The following is a 20,081-nucleotide window of genomic DNA, read 5'->3' on the forward strand; positions in this document are numbered from 1 at the left end:
ACAGATTTTTACGCAAGCGTTTTATCGATAAAACTTCAAATAAAACACTGTTCGTTGAGTATTTGAGCTAAACACAATAAAAAAACAACATAACCAGCACTTTATTAACATTTTATACCTTTTAAAATTGTTTGTTATAGCTTGCTCTATCAAATAATAATGTCTTTGATCTGCTATTAAGCCATATATCTAAAAGCTATAGTTAAAACCAGCGTAATAACGACGACCTGAGTAGCTAGTATTGAGTAATCGTGCATCGGTGTCATTTCCTAAACGCGTTACTGATTCAGATTTAGTTAAATTAATAACCGCTGCAGTAAAGCTAAGCCCATCGTATAAATTTACGGATGCATTTACATCGAGTTGTTCGTAAGGGTCTTGGTATACATTTAACCCGCTATTTAAACCGAGTACTGTTTCTCCTCGCTTATTATAAGAAGCACGTACATTAAAATAATCAGCTTCGTAATAAACAGATGTATTGTACTGATATTTAGCGCTGCCAATTAGTGGCGATTGACCGAACGCTTCGCCATTTATAGTAACGTCTGCTTTATTAGTTTTGTTATAGGTATAGTTTGCGTAAAACCCGAAGCCATTATCAAATGCATGCTGAATAAATACTTCCACGCCTTTTGATACTGCATCGGTGCCATTACCCACAGTGCTGTAGGGTGAAATAGTAATAGTACCACTATCTACTATGTTGGTTTTTCCTGCAAAGCTTTGCTGTGCATTTATTACAAGCGGTACGACAAAGTTATCGACCTTTTTGTAAAATAGTGCCAAACCTACTGCTGAGCCTTCGCTGTAATAATACTCAATAGATAAATCGCTCTGTACTGACTCAAACGGTTTTAAGTTTTTATTACCACCGCTGCCACTAAAACCAGGAAGCTCGTTAAATGCAGATCTATCATTTGCCCATTCATCCGATACAAATGTAATACGCTGCTGCGCACCTAAATCGCCGTAATCAGGACGCGACATTCCTTTTGCAATTGCTCCACGAACAACCAAATCATCGGTAGCATCCCACGCAATATTAAAGCTTGGCAAAATTTGAGTGTCTTTATTTTGCTGAGTGACTAATTGATAGTCTTCTACAAAGCGAGCGTCACCTGTTACTGGCTCCCCTGTTTCATCATTTGTATGATCTAATTGATAGGTATACAGGTCGGTTGATGAAGTAAATGTTTTAGTTTGTACTATGCGTACGCCCAAATTACCTCTTACTTCACTAAACTCAAAATCACCTTGAATATAAAAAGCAGATATTTTTTCTTCTATATCGTAAACAAAGTTATCTTCAATTCGCGTATATGGGTTGTAGTTAGCTGTCACTAAATCACGATACTTGTCCCAGTCAACACTTGGCATTTGGTTTATGCCAAACCCACCTATGATATTTGTTTGATTAGTAAATACATCTTGTGCCAGCGGCATCCCACCATTCCATTGATAACTATCGAACTGCGTTATTCCTTGCTCACTCGCTTCACCTGCAGCAATATCAAAATTAGGATCTAAAAAAAAAGTATTACCTGTTTCTCTATGAAGCGTCGCATGGCGATATTTAGCGCCTGTTCTAATGGTTTTTAAAAAGCCCCAGTCAACATAAAAATCGACATCTGCTTGATAGTAGTCTTCTTCAAGCTCACTGCGTACAAAGCTTGAGTTTGATGAACCCGCATCACGCCCACCACCAATACCATTTTGTAAGTTAGCGAGTGTGTTTGGATCAATATTAAGTGATACGTTATCTTGCTCTAGTGACCAACCAGCTGTTTGAGCTGCGTTTTGTATAGTCGCTGCGCTTTCGCCCGCGTTAGAACTTTTATACGCCGCTTCCCAGCTTTCCTTAGGGCCACCCTCTGATTGTGTGTTACCAATTACAAAGCGTGCTTTGAAGTTATCACCCTCGTAAGTTAAATTAAAATCAAACGTTTCTGAAGTTGACTCTTCTCGCACATAGCTTCCGCGCATCCACGGAAACTGCATATCATTTTCGACGCCGCTTGCCATAGCATCGTACTGCATACCTGTTGCAATAGTGCCTGTTTCGTCGAGATTAACCGCCGTTAAAAAGTCTGGGTTGAGTGACCATTCAGGTATATCAATTACAGACTCAGTTCGGTCTTGCCCGAGTGTAAAACCAAAATAATTAAAACCTAGCTCTAAGCGATTTGTTGGCCGCCACTGCGTACTAAATTGAACCCCTTCGCGCTCACGTTTTTCGTTCAGTACTGAGCCACGCACTACTTGCGGAAACCACACCCCATCGTAACTATTACCACTTGCATCATTTATCGTATCCCAGCCATTGTTGTTATCAACTGCGTTACCAGTAATATCAGTAGGTTGGCCGTCACCAGTATAGCGCCATACATTTGCATCGGTACCACCTGAGAGCGTTCTATTTGTTCGCTCTTGATAGGTATAACCCACTAAAATGCCAAAATTTTCATCATTGTTTTTCCACGAATACAACCCAGTAAATTGCGGTTCATACTCTTTGGAAACATCGGCGTAAGTGCTTTCTACATTAAATACACCTGAGTTCGCCTCCATACTCAATGGCTTTCGGCTATGCATTAATACAGTACCGCCAACACCACCTTCGTCTAATCGTGCTTCTGGCGATTTAAATACTTCAACGCTTTCAATCATAGAAGAAGGTAGTAATGTGTAATCAAAAGAACGCGAAGGCTCGCCCGGCGAAGACGCAATAAAATTACCATTGAGCTGAGTAAACGTAAGCTCAGACGATAAACCACGAATACTCACCGACGCACCTTCCCCGCCATCACGTTCAATAACGACACCTGGTACACGTTGTAATGAGTCAGCCACATTTTTATCAGGGAACTTACCAATATCCTCAGCAGTAATTGCATCTACTACAGATCCCGACATACGCTTAACATCTAAATTTTCGGCCATGCTGGAACGTATTCCGCGTACTTCTATTACTTCTATCTCTTTTTTATTTATTGCATTTAAAGCTTCTTGATCTGCATAGGCGTAACCTGAACCAAGCGCTGAAAGTGCAGATAAATAAAGTGATGATTTAGAAAGTTTTGAAAAAGGGAGTGAAAAATGGCGTGTTAATAACATGAGAGAGGCTGTTCCATTTAAACTTGCTTTGCACAAGCTAAAGCAAATAGTTAATCCTTTTACGTAATTATGTTACGTAATGGCAAATTTGCGCCAATTTTACACAGCCAAACTTAATCGTTTGTTAACGCAAATAAAAAATAGATTATTAAACAGCCATTACTGTTAATTATTTTAAAGATATACTTTTAATAACTTCACTAAGCTTTAAAAGGGTTGGTTTTCCTCCTAAATAATTTGTATCAATATGATAGCTATTGCCAATCCAAAATGGCGTTTTAGTTGAATTATGCCCATGAATAGAAAAATCAACGCCATCACTGCTTATTATTTTATCGTGCTTAACTACATCACGATCCCACAGTAACGACTCTACAACCGTTGACTTATCATCGGGGTAATTATTCCAATCCCATATTTTAGGAAATGTGTGAGATAAACCAATTTTGTAACCACGATAATCGAGTATTATCGAAAGCGGCTTACTTAAAAGCGCATTACACATAACTTTAAGCTTTTCACTTGAAATTGACTTGTGCCAATTACCACCATTTGCTGTCCATAATTTATATGCAGCTTTATCGTTACTCGATAACGACTCAAGCATTAAATGCTCATGATTACCTAAAACCATAAATGCATTAATGGCCTGAAGGTAAGAGAATAAATCCGGGGTTTGCTCACCTCGATCAACAAAATCGCCTAAGCAAAATAAAAAATCTATTTGCGGGTCAAAATTTACTTTATTAAGTTCATGCTTTAAGGCGGGTAAGTCACCATCAAGATCGCCTACAACAAATACGCGACAATCATTATCTAGCGACATTACGTGTTTAGAGGGTGCACTTTGGATAGCGTTAGTACCTATTTTCAAAATAGACTCCTATAAATCTAACCCTATATCTAGATTAAACGTTGAGTTTATAAAGTACTAAAGTAACACACTATAATTAACATTTAATGAAGCTAAAATAATATTGGCCTCTCGGGGTTGAAGTATGTTCAAGTTATAAGCAACCTTAGAGGAAACTATATTTGTACTATATTGTGATCAGTTGAAAGGTTTATTAACGCTAACTAGTTAACCTGACATACTTTTGAGCTAGTTCATCGAGGTTTTCACGATTATTAGGATCGGGCTTTATACAATTAATTGGGCATACAATAACGCACGTAGGATTATCATAATGCCCTACACATTCTGTGCACTTTGCAGAGTCTATTTGATAAATTTTAGGCCCCATATAAATGGCCGTATTCGGGCACTCGGCAACACAAATATCGCAGTTAATGCATTTATTATTTATAAGTAAAGCCACTTTTTACCCTTTTTCAATTAAAATCATTATAAGACAAAAAGATGAGAAAAATTACAGCTGTGTTGAGGCTAATTTACACTCAACATTAGCTTAGTAAAAAGCCACAATTTTTAATTTTTTGGTGTGAGATACAGCCGCGAATTATGCCTGTTTTCTCTGTTGCTTTGTTGATCTCAATCAATAAAAATCGCCTTAAGGCCTCTATTTGTGAAGGTAATAGCAAAGCTAATAAATTTTTATCTAAATCGTCCTGTGGTCGCGCTTACCTATAGCTATATACCGCTGTCTTTGCTTGCAAACCCTACAAAGTGCTTTTACTACGTGGTGCAGATTGATTTCTTCTAAGAGCAGGGGTATCAAAAATATCTTATGCTTTTCGCTCAGTGGCGACCACTTTAGAACGTGACTTATTTTTAGTCTCATTCAATATTAATGCTTAGCCAGTAAATTAATTTGTGCAATTGCGCATTCCATTTTAATTCGTGCTGAGCTATTAGCTGAATGGACGGCTATTATCGGTGGTACAAAGCCATCAATAAACACTGCCCGCTCAATCCAAAGTAAAACGTCATAGCCAGTGCCTTTATTATCATTTCCTAAATCATGATCAAGGCTGAGCTGTTTTACTTTGCCGCTCTGCAAAAGTGCAACCACTTCATCAGGCCAATAGGCTCGTAACCAACCGGCTGGTGTTTCTCTTTCATCATCTAAATATATATTCATAGGTTTATCTCACTGAAAAATTTATTCAGACTCTGAAAACAATAACTAACAACCCTTTAAGCTATATAATAATAGTTATTTTCCAGATGGTGCTGGAGCTTGATTACGTATAAACGCTGGTATGTCAAAAATATCAGAAGTTTGAGGTTTAGCCCTTGCAGCTGGCGATTGTTCGACTTCGCTACTAGGCGCATTATTGAAAGGTTCAACAATCATCTTAGCGCTTGCATCGGTTGCGATGATCAACAGCTCATAGTTAGTCGCTAGGCTTTCTATTTTTGATACACCACAAATAACTAACGCATTAGGGCTTACCTGCTGACGTACTGTATCGGTAATCAGGTTATAACTACCTAGTGAAATTTCATCTTTGCAATTTACTTGTATTATCACACCTGTACTTGATGACATATCAACTTGATTAACCAGCGGATTGTTAAGTGCACTATCAAGCGCAGTAGTAAGCTCGCTTTCTTCATCGCATTTACCAACACCTAGTACAGCATCTCCCTGGCAATCCATAATTTTAGCAAAGTCATTTAAATCAACGTTTATTAAGCCTTGATAGCAAAGCATATCGATTAATGATTTTATGATTGAGTGGAGTATTTGGTTTGAGTGTTTAAACGCATCAAATAAGCCAATATCATTACCTAGCACTTCAATGAGTTGATCGTTTGGGAGCGTAATAACCGCATTAGCATACTCTTTGAGTTCATTTAGACCAGTTTGCGCTATATTGCTTCTAAACTCACCTTCACTACTAAATGGTAATGTAGCAACAAATATAATCGGCTTACCTTGCTCACTAGCAAGTTGTGCAATATAAGGGCTAGCGCCAGTCCCAGTACCACCACCCAACCCCATTGCACACAGTATGATATCGCAGCCATTAATAAGCGTTAAAAGCTGCTCTTTACTTTCTTCCGCGGCTTGCAGCCCTATTTTAGGGTCGGCGCCGGCACCATACCCATGCGTAAGCTCAGCACCTATAAGCACTACTTCATCACTTTGTGTATGCTTAAGCACTACTTTGTCGGTATTAACACTATACAGGTGAGCCTGTTCAGACTCACGTTGCTCAAAAATACTGTTAAGCGTATTACAACCGCACCCACCAATACCAAATACACCGATTGATAAACCATCATTTTGCTGAATTAATTGAAACATAATCTAATCACTCCTTAACTTTTAAAGGAGCATAACAAATAGGTACGTCAAAAATTGACGCACCTAAGTTGATTAACGTTATTGATAGTTACTAGCAGCCGCTTTAAGCTTTGTGGTAATTCTCTTCCTAATGCGCTCAGGTTGTATGACTTCAAGCCAATGAGCACATTTAAATAGCTCATCGGTTAGTTGTTCCGTATCAATAGCCTGGTAGGTAAGTAATACGTTTTTATCGTCAATTTGTTGCTTGTCAGTCTGCTCACCAAGCTCAATAAACCCTTGATTAACTGCAGAATGACTGGGTACTTTTACAATTAACTCAATCGCTTCTTGCGACATGCCTTTGTTAATCGCACTACGTAACGACTTTAACTGCTCATTGCTTGGCTCTCGTCGTGTCTTTTGCAAAATGTGTACATTACGAATGCGGTAAACCGGCATCTGGTAACATTTATCGTGAAGCTCTCCCACCATAAACTGCGCCATTAAAACGCCGCCTTGCTCGACTAAGTTATAAAAGCTCAATTCAGCAAATTTTAGCCAATATGCCTCATCATAAAGCACCCTATAAAGCTCAGCGCTCACCGCACGCTTATGCTTAATCGCATGCTCAATTTGCGCAACTAATTTGCTATCAATATTCACTTTTAACGGTGGTTTTGGCAGGGTTGAAAGCCAATCGGGCAAATGGCCATTAAAACGTTTTAGCGCCTGCTCTGCTTTAATACGTACCGACTGTTTAACATCTCTGGGGACAGATTGCGGTAGTAACTGCTCTAGCAACAAGTAATGTTGAGCCACTTCACTGCCCATTATTTTCGCATTACCACCTCGCCACTGCGCATTGATAGACCAACCATACGGTTTACTGCGTGTATCTTTTTCAATACCGAAGCACTCTTGCTCGTATAATGATTGAAGATCTCTCTGTAGCATGCGAATTGAAATATCAAAGTCACGTTCAAGCAATTTTTGCTGCAACTGGTGGGTCGAAATAGAGCTTGGCGCTATTGGCACAAGCTCTAAAATGGATAAATGGCGGTGTGAGATCATTATATTAAATGGTGTGGAGTCATTTTTGAATTACTCTAAAGTGCTCTTGGATACTTCGTCCAAATTTTATGTCAGCTGATAAAGCTATACGATACCCACGTAAATAATGTTTATCTAACTTTGATCGATCTTTTAAAGGTACTGTTATGAGCTTTTTTTTCATAACTTCAACCGCATCCCATGCAGAAATATCAACTTCAAGAGAGGCAATTATTACTTGGTTTCCAGGACTCCCCGTAATACCAAGTATTAACGTCGGAGACAGTTTTTTATCTTTAATCCAAGTACCTAGATATTTATTATTTCCTAGTTGCCAGTATTTTTCTACTCTTTCAACTATTGCAGCATCACTAGGTGGCTCTACTAAATTATACCCAACTCTATCACCTAACGTTTTATCTGTGACCTTAACTAATATAATTGACTCTGTATTCCCTTTAAACAAATCGCCATAGTTTAAAGGTTGTTGCTCAAGCCTAATAACGTATTTTTCTGGCACACCCAAAGGGCGAAAGCTGTACTTGGAAGACTCTTTTCGCATATTAAATTCAGGCTGGTGAGTGGAAATTAATGCTTCTTCAACATCAATTGCTGTTTGTTCATTTTCATACGGGCCTGCTATTTCGAGCTTATAGCTTGCATTTTTCAGCCAATTCTCAAATTCGATGTTATGTGTCTTTTTTTGGTGCGATGAGGCTCGTGTAGCAGACTTTCCCCGCCCCGCATATTTAATTTTGAAAAGCCTTTGGGTCTCTGTATATATAGACATACTGTTCATTAACTTTCATAGATATCCTTTTTAAAAATTAAAGCTTATAAGTCCAGTTCTTAATTACCTTCTTTGACTTACCAAGCGTACCTGTAATCAATTGGTCATATTATTCACTTAGTATTTATTTAAAACAAAATTCTAGACTGAGTAATGAAGACTTTTAAAAGCCCCCTGCCATCAAATTTAAATATTTCTTCTGAACAAAGCGATGTAAAAAACGTTATCAGCCATATTCGTAAATTCATTAGTCGTCGGACCAATAATACAGATGACGTAGACGATCTTGTGCAAGAAGCTCTAATAAGAACATTAAATAGAAATGATACATCAGAAATTGAAAACTTTCAGGCGTACATAAATCAAGTCGCAAAGTCTGTTATATATAGTGATTGGCAAAAAAATAAAAGCCAGCCAAATAATGCAGAAGATATTGAGCTTTTTACAAATGATAATAGCGATCCAGAAGCGCAGTCTATTACAGAGCAAAAGCTCGAGCTTGTTAAAAGTGCGTTGGAAGAATTGCCACCGTTAAGAAGAAAAGTATTTAAGCTTCGACGTATTGACGGATTAAGTCGCGAAGAAATTAGTCTGCAATTAAATATGAGCCAAGAATCTGTAAAAAAACATATTACGCGCGCAATGATACAAATAACGCTAAGCATTGAAAAAAATCAATAAAAATGTCCCCTTTATCACACTTTTACGCTCTTTATATTTAATAAACGCAGGTTAGGTTTTTTAATGAACGAACAACGCTTAGAACAGGCAGCAGATTGGGTAGATCGGATTAATGATTTAAATGATCATGACCGTGCAGAACTATCGCTTTGGTTAAAATGCACAGAAAATAAGAATGCATTTGAAAAAATAGCCAATGTATTTGGCGATCCTGCTGTTAAACAGGCTCTACACATTTACACTAATCAAAATAGTTTACCGACTCCAATAATTACGTCTAATAGTCAACGTTTTAGGACCTTACCTATGCTCGCGTTAGCAGCTAGTTTTAGCGCTATTGCTTTTGCAGTGTACTGGCTTGCTATATCTCAACAGGCATTGTCACCAACACCTATTGCAAAAACCGCAGTTAAATCTAACCTGCCTCAGCTTTTAGAAGCACATTTAGGTAAACGTGTATCGCAGTTATTAGATGACGGTTCATATTTGCACTTAAATGCAGATAGCGCGTTAACTGCGCACTTGCTACCACACTCAAGGCAAATCGAATTAAAAAAAGGACAGGTTTTTTTTGATGTAGCCAAAGATAAAACACGGCCATTTATAATAAATTCAGGACAAGCAAGCATTAAAGTAGTGGGTACTTCTTTTGATGTAGAACGCAATAAAGATGACGTAGTGGTAACTGTGTACGAAGGCAAAGTAGAGGTGTCGGCTTTAGATAAAGTGGTATTAACTCCCTCTCAACAAGCTGTTATAAAAAATGGACATATAACTGTAGATTATAGCCAGCAGTTAGCACAACTCCCTGCTTGGCGAATGGGTTGGATTGATGCAGAAAAAGAACCTCTAACCAGTGTTATTAAACAATTACAGCGTTACAGCCCTATGGTAATTAAAGTGGATAACATACTAAATAACACACTAATTAGCGGACGATTTAATCTCGAAACGCCACAACAAAGCCTTATGCTCATTGCATCAACTTATAACTGGAAAGTAGATAAGAAGAACAACGTACTTCATTTAACGTTACCTTAAATGAGTAAAAAAATATGACTGTATTACTTTGATTAAACGATTATGCTAAAACAGGGACGTACATTAAATAAAAATATTTTAGCGTACTTTTTTATTGGTGTTAGTTGTTTAACAACATTGCCTAGTGCAGCAAAAAATACAAGTACCTTTATTTATATACCAGCGGGTTCTCTCAATGATAGCTTAAGAGAGGTGGCAAATGCATATGCAGTCTCTTTTAGTAGTAACCCTTCACTTATCAGCGACAAAACTACGTCCACCTTAATGGGCGATCATACACTTGCTCAAGCACTCGATTTTTTATTAAAAGGCAGCGAGTTAACATATAAAATTCAAGACAAAGGTTTTGTTATTTTTCAAAAAAAAATAACTACCAATAGCGAAGTGCTTGAAGAAATAACAGTAAAGGGTATTCGCTATTCATTAGCTAGCTCACGAAATTTAAAACACAATAATAAAACAATTAGTGAAGCAATTTCAGCACAAGATATTACCGATATTCCCAATACTAACTTGGCTGAGGCCTTACAGTATATTCCTGGCGTAGCAATTACTCGCGAAGCAGGCGAAGGTCGCCAAGTATCAATACGAGGGAACTATCCTGATTTTAGCTTGGTGACACTCAACGGCATGCCCGTGTTAGCAAATAATGATTCACCTATGGATAGCCGAGTGCAAAAACAGCGCGATCGTTCTTTCGACTTCAATATTTTACCTGCCGAACTCTTTAAACAAATACGTGTGATTAAAGCATATTCCGCCGATAAAATTGCAGGTGGAATATCTGGAACAATGGCATTACAAACTATAAACCCTTTAGACAATGAGGGATTTAAATTTATTATTACCCCAGAAGTTGGCTACAACGACTATGTGGGTACAGGCGCAAAACGCTATTCAAGCTTAATTTCTAACACATGGAATAATTGGGGAATACTTGCAAGCGTTGCATACACAACCAGAGAGTCGTTAGAGCAAGGTGCTAATACATTTCGCTGGCGTAATATCGCAATAGATGAGGCTGACCTATCGGCTTTAACCCAATCACAGGCCCTGCATTTGACTCAAGGCGATTATATAGTTCCTCGCGGTAATCGGTACTCGGTATGGCAAGCTACACAGCAGCGATTTGGGGCAAATCTATCTGTAGAGTATAAAAATGAAACCACCCATTTTGATTTTGATATACTCTCAGGTTTTTTAAAAGGAGGTAGGCATGAATACCATTTATACCCTAGAGGGGAGCAGTCTACGCCTATAATTAAAGGACTAACAACAATTACAGACATTCAAGCTAATGAAAATAATGAGTTAGTGTTTGCACGTTATGAAAATGCACGAGTCGCAACCGAGAGTAGAACCCAAGAAATAAGTACTGCATATCAACAAGGTGTGCTATCGCTTACGCAACAAGTGGATAAAAATTGGAAAGTAAGCGCCATACTAGGAAAAGAACAATCAAAGTATGACATTCCTTACAGCAATAAGATTTATACCCAAGGCATAAGTGACGTTACGATTGATTATCGTAAAACTTCATTTTATGCAGATATTAACTACAGTGAAAATTTAAAAAATCCTACAATGTGGCAAATGCATCATGGTGATATAGAACAATACAATTCAAATAGTGAATACACCTTCGCAAAATTAGATTTTAAATATGACATTAATAGTTTAATAAAACTGCAATTTGGAGCTGATTGGACTCTGTTTGAAAATAAAATGTATAACGCACAGCAAAACGATATTTTTTTTAATGAATTAACCAACGCACCACAACAATTAACTGACCTTCCTGCGTCGTACGTTTCACCGCAAAATGCACATAAAAGCCTACAATGGTTAAAAATAAACACTAATGAGGCACTTAAACTTTATGGCATCGACCCATTCAACATACAAAATAATAGTTCATCAATCACCAGTGAAGCCGAGCATATACAAGAATATAGCAGAGGAGCTTATACTTTAATAAGCACAGAGCAGGCACAATGGGAAGCTCATATAGGTTTACGTTACCAAGCAGAATCCATAACATCTCACACTCAAGCCCCTTACTCTCCTATTTCATATAGCCTTTGGCTTCCAACTTTTAATGGATCATATTTTATAAACGATAAATGGCGATTACGTGTAGGACTTTCTAAAAACTATTCAAAACCATTACTGAACTCACTAAGTTTTGATGGTTTAAACGATACCCTAAATAGTACAAAATATACATTTAACTCAAATCTAAAACCTTACTTATCTTATAATACCGATATTTCCTTAGAGGCAGATTTTAGTAGTCGTAGTACGTTTAATATATCACTCTTTTATAAAGACTTAGACGATTACATAGTTACCACACAAGTTCCTTTATCAGAAACTTTAGAGTCTACAACCCCCGATATAAATAACCTTTGGCTAAGTAATGCAGAATCAGCTTATCAGTGGGGAGCGGAAATAAGTTTAAATTATTTAATACATAATTCTGACTGGGGTATCAACCTACAAACAACTTACAATAAAGGCAAAGTCACGTATTACGACTCAAATAATGGCTCAGCTTTATTTAAAAAAAACCTACCTTTTTTATCTAAAATAACCGCTTCAAGTATGATCTTTTACGATCATCCTAAGTTCAATTTTAAACTAGGCGCTATTTTTAGAGATAAATATTTAGTTCGGGCAGGCAGTCTTTTGCTCGATGAAAACGAAACGGGGTTTATGCCAACTATTTATTGGGATGCAAATATAAATTATTATTTTTCTAATCATTGGAAACTTAAATTTAGCGCATTTAATCTCAGCAATGAACAAGAGCGACAATACAGTAATTCAACACTAAGAGCCTACAACTCAACCACAAGTGGTCGCACTTATTACTTGGGGTTGAGTTATCACTATTAGGTAATCTCCCCTGTTTTTAGATCAACCCTAAAATTCTCACCTTGGCTATGCTTACTAAATTTTGCCATTACTTTTATTAACAAAGCTAAGTATAGCTGTATTTGCGTACCTGTTTTACATGTCGATTTAGCTAAAAAATCATTTAGCTGTTGATAAGTCATACGCTTTTGAGGCGTTATATCTGCAGTTACATCGCCATTTCTTAATACATAAAAATCTTGAAGCCATTCTTTTGTTGATAAAGCTTTAAGTTGAATTAACAAATTAGGCGAGACCTTACTTAAACACTGCATATTTGTTAACCAATCAGCCAAATAGTGATTATCGTTTAGCCATGTCACTAAATCTTTTGGCCAATCGCGTTTTAAAAAACGCTGACTAATAAGTCCAAATAAATGCTGTTTAGTAAAATCACCATAATTTTTTGAGCTCAAAATAGTTCGGTCAAAGTTACTAAGGTTATGCCGATTACGATATAACCATTCCTCTTCATATAAACCAAATAAATCATTAAAACCAGGAACATCGTCTAATGTATGAGTACTTACCAATGCGGTTTGCTCAGCTAAATTTAGCTCTGCAACCTTATATGCAGCTTTATAAGCAGCTAAACTTGGCACTTGTACATTAACTAACTGTGAGTCCCGATTACTTGTTACCAGCGCAGTATCATTTAGATGCATATGCCCTGCAAAATGTAGTGTTAGTCCTGTATCTGCAAGTATTTGTGCTGTACGGGGTGTAGGCACTCTAGGTAGGGAAAAGTGGCCACGGCTAAACACTTTATGTAATTCATCATTCGCATTATCGTAAAACTCTCCCATTGGAAAGTGACTAAATGCGATCAGTGTTTTGTTTTGCTCTTTTGACCTTTTTACAACCGTTTTTATCCACTTTAACAGTAAGGGCTTTGCATCAATTAAAGCATTATAGCCGGCACTAGACGACCCCTTAAAAGTGAGTGGCGAATTTTGCCATTGTGGTGCATACACATTGGCATCTATTGCCATTAACCAAACATCTTTTATGGGCTCAACTAAGTAGCTCGCATCTGGCATCGTGATACAATGATTCATATCATGAGGGTCACACCATATAAACTCTCGGTTTTTATAGGGTGTTTCATATAACACGTCACTTTTATGTTTGCTAAATCCAAAGTCATTAAGTGTGCTTAATATTTCAGTGTATCCCCAGTTTTTTAAACCATCATCACATACAGACTGCTTAGTCATACACTTTTCATGTTGATAACTATACACGCCAAACTCTTTACCTTGAGCCGTTAAGAAGTCAGCTTTACCTGCCACAGTTGTAAATGGCTTTACGGGGTCATGATTGCCTGGAATCGCAAAAAAACGCATCCCATATTTTTTTCCATAATGGCCTAAAATACGTGCCAGAGCCCTTACATTAATGGGTTGGCCGTCATCAGTAAAATCGCCAGGTAAAACGACTAGCTTAATTTCTTTTTCCACCAGCTCATCTAATACATGTAAAAAAACGAAATAATTTTCATTGAAAAGTCGCGTTGAGTGAAGCTGCGCATACATACTGCGCACCAGTAATGGTTGCTTTGACCCTACATCCGTTGGTAGCTCTATGTTGTCTGTATTATGTAAATTAGCAAAAATATCATGTAGATGAATATCGGCTAAAAATGCAACTTTAACCGTCTCCATCTTCGCCTGACTTTTAACCTCGAAGTACTCAATAGCACTCACTTTAAATGTGATACATAACCCAATCCATAGTGCTAACCACACAGTTTTTACTTTAATCATTATGGTTTATCCAGTTTTCAATCACCTTATTAACTAGAGAGTAATAAAGGGTAAAAGGGGACATAAAACTTTAAAAAAGTGTTTTTCTATTATGAAGCTTTTATTAAATCCATATTTTTATGTCCCCTAATTTATAAATGCTCGCTCTTAGATAGCAAACTCAACAATTGAGACATGCTATGCCACTTTTTATTTTTATTATATTTGTAGTTCATATAACCAGCGTTAACGCTAAGCCATTAAACACAATGCAAATTATTGGCTCACATAACAGTTATAAAAAAACATTAAACGTAGGCGTTAAACATAAATTAAATGATTTAAATCCTAAATTAATGGCTAATATTGATTACGGTCATTCTCCTATTATTAAGCAGCTAAATAGCGGTGTTCGCCATTTAGAAATTGACGTTTTAAAGGACCCTAGTGGGGATTTATACATAAAACCCTGGGCTAATTCTTTTGCAACCCCTCCTTTGTTTAATGAGTTAGAAAAAAAGCAATTAGCTACCCCCGGATTTAAAGTAATGCACATCCCAGATATTGATGTGCAAAGCCATTGTGTATTGCTTAGTGGATGTTTGAATACATTGAAAACATGGTCAGAGGCAAACCCGCAGCACTTTCCTATTGTTGTAATGCTCAATGTAAAAGAAACGCGATCAGATTTAGTGCTTGGGAATAATCCACTTAAGTTTACATCGAAAGATTATTATTTACTCGATGAAGTAATTCGAAAGTCGTTACCTAGCTCATTATTTACGCCTGATAACTTACGTAAAATACCGTTATCTTTAAACCAAACAGTCGTTAAGTTTGGGTGGCCAAGTACACGCGCCTTGGCAGGTAAGTTCATATTCTTATTTGATGGCAATACACAACAATCAGCCCTTTATAAACAAAATAGGCCCTCGTTAAAAGGGGCTAGTATGTTTGCCAATTATGATGAAAGCGAGCCCGAAGCTGCTTTTATGGTTGTGAACAATCCTACACGCAACTTTTATAAAATTCAGCAACTTGTACTTAAAGGTTACATGGTGCGTACCCGCGCAGATGCAACTTTAAGTGCAACCAATTCTCAGCGAACAATTCAATTTAACGCCGCAAAAAGTAGCGGTGCTCAAGTAATTTCGACCGATTTTATACCCGGCTCGCCACAACAGGCGCGCTTTAACTATGTGGTTCAATTTGACGAAGGTCATTTAGTGCGCACTAACCCTTTTATTAATAATCAACTTTAAATTAAAAACCAAGGAAGCATCATGTTAAACAAACCATCTCGTGCGCTTTTAGCAACTGCTATAATGAGCACGTTAGGTATTTCAAACTACCTACATGCAGAGCAAGGTGTAAAGCCAGACGTAGAAGAAATAGTTGTACAGGGTTATCGCAACAGCTTGTTAAAAGCAAAAGATTTAAAACGAAATGCTGTGGGCGCACAAGACTCTATTGTCGCTGAGGATATTGCTGATTTTCCAGATCTAAACCTAGCTGACTCACTACAACGAGTGCCTGGCATTGCGATTACTCGAGAGGGTGGCGAAGGCCGACAAATTTCATTACGAGGCTTAGGGCCAAACTTTACACAAGTTCAACTTAACGGTATGGAGGCTTTGGGTACGTCTTCTTCGGCAATGGATAGCCGAGGCTCAGTCAGCAGATCACGCGCCTTTGATTTTAACATATTTGCTTCTGAGCTATTTCAGCGCGTTGACGTAAAAAAATCTTTTTCAGCCGAAATGGATGAAGGTGGTATAGGCGGAACTGTTGGACTTCATACAGCAAAACCATTTGATTTTGATGGTTTTAATACTGCAATATCAGGTCAACTTGGTGACAATTCACAAACTGATGATGTTAGCCCACGTTTTGCAGCTCTGATCTCAGATACTTGGGATGATAAGTTTGGCGCATTATTTTCAATTGCATACAGCAAACGTGATGTAAATGAGCAAGGTTACAATACGTATCGCTGGCGCAAAAAAAATGCTTCAGGCTCTGATATCTCAAATCTTTCAGGTGAACTACAAGAAAAAATAAATAACGAAGAAGTGAGCTTTTCACGCGGTAGTCGCTATTCGTTATTTGAGAATGATCAAGAACGCTTAGGTACAACGCTTTCGCTACAGTATCGCCCCACTAATAATTTTGAACTCGGCTTTGACGCCTTATATGGCGAACTTAATAACGATCGTAATGAATATCACCTACAAAACAGGGGCTCAAGTTCAACAGCTATTGGCTGTACTGGACCGGCTTACAATAACGAACAAATATGCTCAAAGCTCACAACACTTGAAATAAACGAAAATAACGATGCTATTTATTCAGTATTTGAAAATGCAGCTATTCATTCAGAAAGCCGTAGCCAATATGCTGATACCCAAATAAGTCAGTTTGTATTAGATAGTGATTGGCAAATTACAGAAGATTTAAATATGACCGCCTTAGTTGGGCGTTCACAAACCAAGTTCAATACAGGCAGTGTTAAAGTTTACCTAGAAACATTTGGCGATGAAACCATTGATTATCGCGAGGATGCTTATTATGGGGAAAATACTTATGGGTTTGATCCTACTGACAGTAGTTTATTCCGCTATCACGAAATTGATATATCTGAAGAAGAAATAACCAATACATTTGACTCTATAAAATTAGATTTTAATTACACACTTAACAGTACTTCAAATATAAAGTTCGGTGTATCTAATAAAAAGTTTGAAAGTGAAAACGGTGAAACTAAATCTGATAACATCAACCGCAGCGATTGGGAAAATGGCGTACTTAACGACACAGTCGACTCAAGCCTGACATTTACAAATGCCGCGCACAATAAACAACAATGGGTAAGTGTCGATGTACTAGGCACACTAGCAAGTATGAACATCGATCCTAATTTAGATGATCCTGATTTTACCGATAACGTACAAGAAAAAACCTTTGGGGCTTATTTGCAATACGAAGCCGAATGGGAACTAGGCTCAGGTTACTTAATGGCTAATGCCGGTGTACGTCATTACGATACTAAAACCACCGCCATTGGTTTAATAAATGGAGAAGTAGTTGATGTTGAAAACACCTACTCAGGACTATTACCTGCTATAAATTTAGTTTGGGATAGTAATAACAGTTTAGTACTGCGTGCAAGCTATGGGGAAAACCTAACCCGCCCTTCGCTCGGTGCATTAGTGCCAACAGGTGTTGTACAAAATGATGCCACATCAACCAATGGCCTCAGTATCAGTTCAGGAAACCCAAACCTTAAACCTTACGAATCTGTTAACTTTGACTTTTCAGTCGAGTATTATTTTGAAAACATTGGGTACGCGGCCGTAAGTTACTTCCATAAATCTATCGATAACTTCATTATCACCGAAACATATGATATTCCATACAGTCAAACTGGATATCCTCTTAGCTTTTTAGGCGACGTAGACGAAAACGGTAATCCGCAAACAGCAAATACTGTTTTTACTGTTATTCAGCCACAAAACTTAGATGAAAGTGATATTAGTGGCTGGGAGCTCGCTTTTCAACGAGACCTCGACTTTTTACCAGCCCCATTTAATAACTTAGGTGTTATTGCTAACTATACATTTGCTGATGGTGAAGCACTGTATCGTAATGTGGGAAATTCAGGTATTGATCAATATAAATCATTCCCTGGCCTGTCAGAGCATTCGGGTAACTTTACAGTATATTACGATTCTGATTCATGGGGCGCACGCGTTGCAGCAGCTTATAGAAGTGACTATATTGCATCGGTACAAGCGGGTAACGGCGATGAAGACGAAAATGGTTTTCATGCCAGTACTTATATAGATGCATCAGCATTTTATCAGGTTAATGAAAAACTAAAGCTCACTATAGAAGCCAGTAATTTGACTAATGAACGAGAAGAGCAATATTCAGACTCTAATGATCGTTTATACAATACGACGGTAAATGGCCGTACTGTTTATTTAGGTGCAAGTTATCGCTTTTAAGTTATAAAAATGAGACTCCACTTTTGTGTGGAGTCTCTAGGGTCTGTTGTTCTTTCAAGGTTAAATTTGCAGCAGTCTGTTTGGTATTTAGGCAAGGCAGAGCCTATGTAGTGTGGTTATTCCCCATAAATGGGCGATAACGTAGCATTAATGCCAAACAGACGCTGCCCAAAGGGTTCTTTCTAGGGGCTATTTACTCTTTGTTGCTCGGTTTTTACTTAGCCCACTAGGTTACAAACCTCGCGCCGCGATTAAATAGCCCCTAGTTTGAACAAATTTTAATCCGCAAAGATCAACAGACCCTAGTTATTCTTTAAGGACTCATCAAAAAAGATGACTTATAAATTCACTTAATTAAATAAAGCACTCGTTGTAAATCTATTTTCAATGGCTTTAACCAGCATGGCTTAAAACTACTTTTAATTTATTTGCTGAACAGATTGAGTTACGGTGTTTACCAGTGCCTTTATTGCAGAGTTATGAAATCAAAGTTATATAAAATTTTATTGCCTAACTTCAGTTCTTACCCCTTAATCTCTAATGAAATTTTAAAGTACCGCTGTTAATATTGCCTAAAACCTAAATAATAAAGTAGTTCTGATGGCAGCTATTTATTCTCTCGATGATTTACGTTATTTTTGCACCATAGTAAAATTAGGTAGCTTTAAAAAAGCATCAACAAGCCTTGATATGTCACTATCAACTCTAAGCCGTAGAATACGTTTATTAGAGCAGGCTTTGCAATTAACACTCCTAAATCGAGATGCCCATAGAGTTACACTTACGCATACCGGCGAGTTATATTACGACCGCTATAGTAAGTTATTTGACGAAGTAGAGTGTATTGAGCAGGCACTTTGTGATGAAAAAGACCAACCCAAAGGGAAAATTAGGATCTCTGCACCCATTTACATGGGTAAACACTTTTTAAGTGCTATTTTTTGTGATTTTTTACTGCTATATCCCGATATTCAACTAGATTTACGCTTTTCCAATAACCTTATTGATATTGAAAAAGAAGGAATTGATATAGCGTTTAGAATACGAAACCCTGCTATTGATAATTGGGTTATTAGAGAACTTAAGCTTACTCATAATCTGCTGTGTGTTCACCCCAATTATGAACATCATCCCATCACTCATCCTGAGCAATTAAAAGATCACCCAAAAGTTACGTGCGTTGGGTTAGTGCCGTGGCAGTTAAAAAATCAGCAAACGAGCGAAGAGTATAGTTTTAATCCAAACACGCATGTCCGGCTAGAAGTTGATGAAATTCAAATGATGAAACAAGCCGTTGAGTCTGGTGTAGGCATTAGCTACATTCCTGATTATATAACATTGCCTCTTATTGAAGCCGGAAAGCTTAAACGTATTCTTCCTGACTGGAAAAGTAACGGGCAGCCATTTTCTATACTTTATCGCGACAGAAAACAAATACCTTATCGAGTGCGATTACTGATAGACCATACACTGCAACACTTTAATAATGTGTAGCAGTGTGGGTTTTAATCATTGCAATAATTAAGCTAATTCGACG

Annotated in this window: 14 protein-coding genes; 6 read left to right on the forward strand and 8 right to left on the reverse strand. The window is 37.5% G+C overall.

Translation table 11 applies throughout. The features are described from left to right. Positions 1–189 precede the first annotated feature (189 nt). The 7 genes from J8L71_RS17645 to J8L71_RS17675 form a co-directional block, all read right to left on the reverse strand. Positions 190–3,117 carry a TonB-dependent receptor gene (locus J8L71_RS17645; RefSeq protein WP_211001681.1) on the reverse strand — a complete coding sequence of 976 codons (2,928 nt, stop codon included), beginning with the start codon at positions 3,115–3,117 and terminating at the stop codon, positions 190–192. A gap of 169 nt (positions 3,118–3,286) precedes the next feature. After that, positions 3,287–3,991 (reverse strand): metallophosphoesterase, encoded by a 705-nt coding sequence (locus J8L71_RS17650; protein ID WP_211001682.1) that lies wholly within the window; start codon positions 3,989–3,991, stop codon positions 3,287–3,289. Positions 3,992–4,190: 199 nt separating this feature from the next. After that, positions 4,191–4,436 carry a YfhL family 4Fe-4S dicluster ferredoxin gene (locus J8L71_RS17655; protein WP_211001683.1) on the reverse strand — a complete coding sequence of 82 codons (246 nt, stop codon included), beginning with the start codon at positions 4,434–4,436 and terminating at the stop codon, positions 4,191–4,193. A gap of 429 nt (positions 4,437–4,865) precedes the next feature. After that, positions 4,866–5,159 carry a cyclic-phosphate processing receiver domain-containing protein gene (locus J8L71_RS17660; RefSeq protein WP_211001684.1) on the reverse strand — a complete coding sequence of 98 codons (294 nt, stop codon included), beginning with the start codon at positions 5,157–5,159 and terminating at the stop codon, positions 4,866–4,868. A gap of 75 nt (positions 5,160–5,234) precedes the next feature. Then, positions 5,235–6,332, reverse strand: a complete 1,098-nt coding sequence (locus J8L71_RS17665; protein WP_211001685.1) for a cell division protein FtsZ — start codon at positions 6,330–6,332, stop codon at positions 5,235–5,237. A 78-nt stretch (positions 6,333–6,410) separates the two neighbouring features. Then, positions 6,411–7,385, reverse strand: a complete 975-nt coding sequence (locus J8L71_RS17670; RefSeq protein WP_211001686.1) for a WYL domain-containing protein — start codon at positions 7,383–7,385, stop codon at positions 6,411–6,413. Between the two features lie 19 nt (positions 7,386–7,404). After that, entirely contained in the window at positions 7,405–8,154 is a 750-nt protein-coding gene (locus tag J8L71_RS17675) for a hypothetical protein (RefSeq protein WP_211001687.1), read from the reverse strand. A 153-nt stretch (positions 8,155–8,307) separates the two neighbouring features. Here J8L71_RS17675 and J8L71_RS17680 point away from each other — a divergent pair, with 153 nt between their 5' ends. The 3 genes from J8L71_RS17680 to J8L71_RS17690 all read left to right on the forward strand — a co-directional run bounded on the left by J8L71_RS17680 (position 8,308) and on the right by J8L71_RS17690 (position 12,774). Continuing rightward, positions 8,308–8,835 (forward strand): RNA polymerase sigma factor, encoded by a 528-nt coding sequence (locus J8L71_RS17680; RefSeq protein ID WP_247655363.1) that lies wholly within the window; start codon positions 8,308–8,310, stop codon positions 8,833–8,835. A 63-nt stretch (positions 8,836–8,898) separates the two neighbouring features. After that, positions 8,899–9,876, forward strand: coding sequence for a FecR domain-containing protein (locus J8L71_RS17685; RefSeq protein ID WP_211001688.1), 978 nt, complete (start codon positions 8,899–8,901; stop codon positions 9,874–9,876). A 42-nt stretch (positions 9,877–9,918) separates the two neighbouring features. Beyond that, on the forward strand, positions 9,919–12,774 hold the full coding sequence (locus tag J8L71_RS17690; protein WP_211001689.1) for a TonB-dependent receptor: 2,856 nt from the start codon (positions 9,919–9,921) through the stop codon (positions 12,772–12,774). Here the strand turns inward: J8L71_RS17690 and J8L71_RS17695 are convergent. Further along, positions 12,771–14,558, reverse strand: coding sequence for a metallophosphoesterase (locus J8L71_RS17695; RefSeq protein WP_247655364.1), 1,788 nt, complete (start codon positions 14,556–14,558; stop codon positions 12,771–12,773). The genes J8L71_RS17690 and J8L71_RS17695 overlap by 4 nt on opposite strands. A gap of 179 nt (positions 14,559–14,737) precedes the next feature. On the opposite strand from J8L71_RS17695, the gene J8L71_RS17700 reads away from it, so the two are divergent. The 3 genes from J8L71_RS17700 to J8L71_RS17710 all read left to right on the forward strand — a co-directional run bounded on the left by J8L71_RS17700 (position 14,738) and on the right by J8L71_RS17710 (position 20,038). Next, a complete protein-coding gene (locus J8L71_RS17700; protein ID WP_211001690.1) occupies positions 14,738–15,799 on the forward strand; it encodes a Ca2+-dependent phosphoinositide-specific phospholipase C in 1,062 nt (353 codons plus the stop codon). Between the two features lie 21 nt (positions 15,800–15,820). Further along, complete coding sequence (locus J8L71_RS17705) at positions 15,821–18,544, forward strand: TonB-dependent receptor (protein WP_211001691.1); 2,724 nt, start codon at positions 15,821–15,823, stop codon at positions 18,542–18,544. Between the two features lie 600 nt (positions 18,545–19,144). Continuing rightward, a complete protein-coding gene (locus tag J8L71_RS17710; RefSeq protein ID WP_211001692.1) occupies positions 19,145–20,038 on the forward strand; it encodes a LysR family transcriptional regulator in 894 nt (297 codons plus the stop codon). Positions 20,039–20,081: the final 43 nt, after the last annotated feature.

The organism is Pseudoalteromonas sp. MMG007, assembly GCF_018100985.1.
In the GTDB taxonomy this organism is placed as follows: Bacteria; Pseudomonadota; Gammaproteobacteria; order Enterobacterales; family Alteromonadaceae; genus Pseudoalteromonas.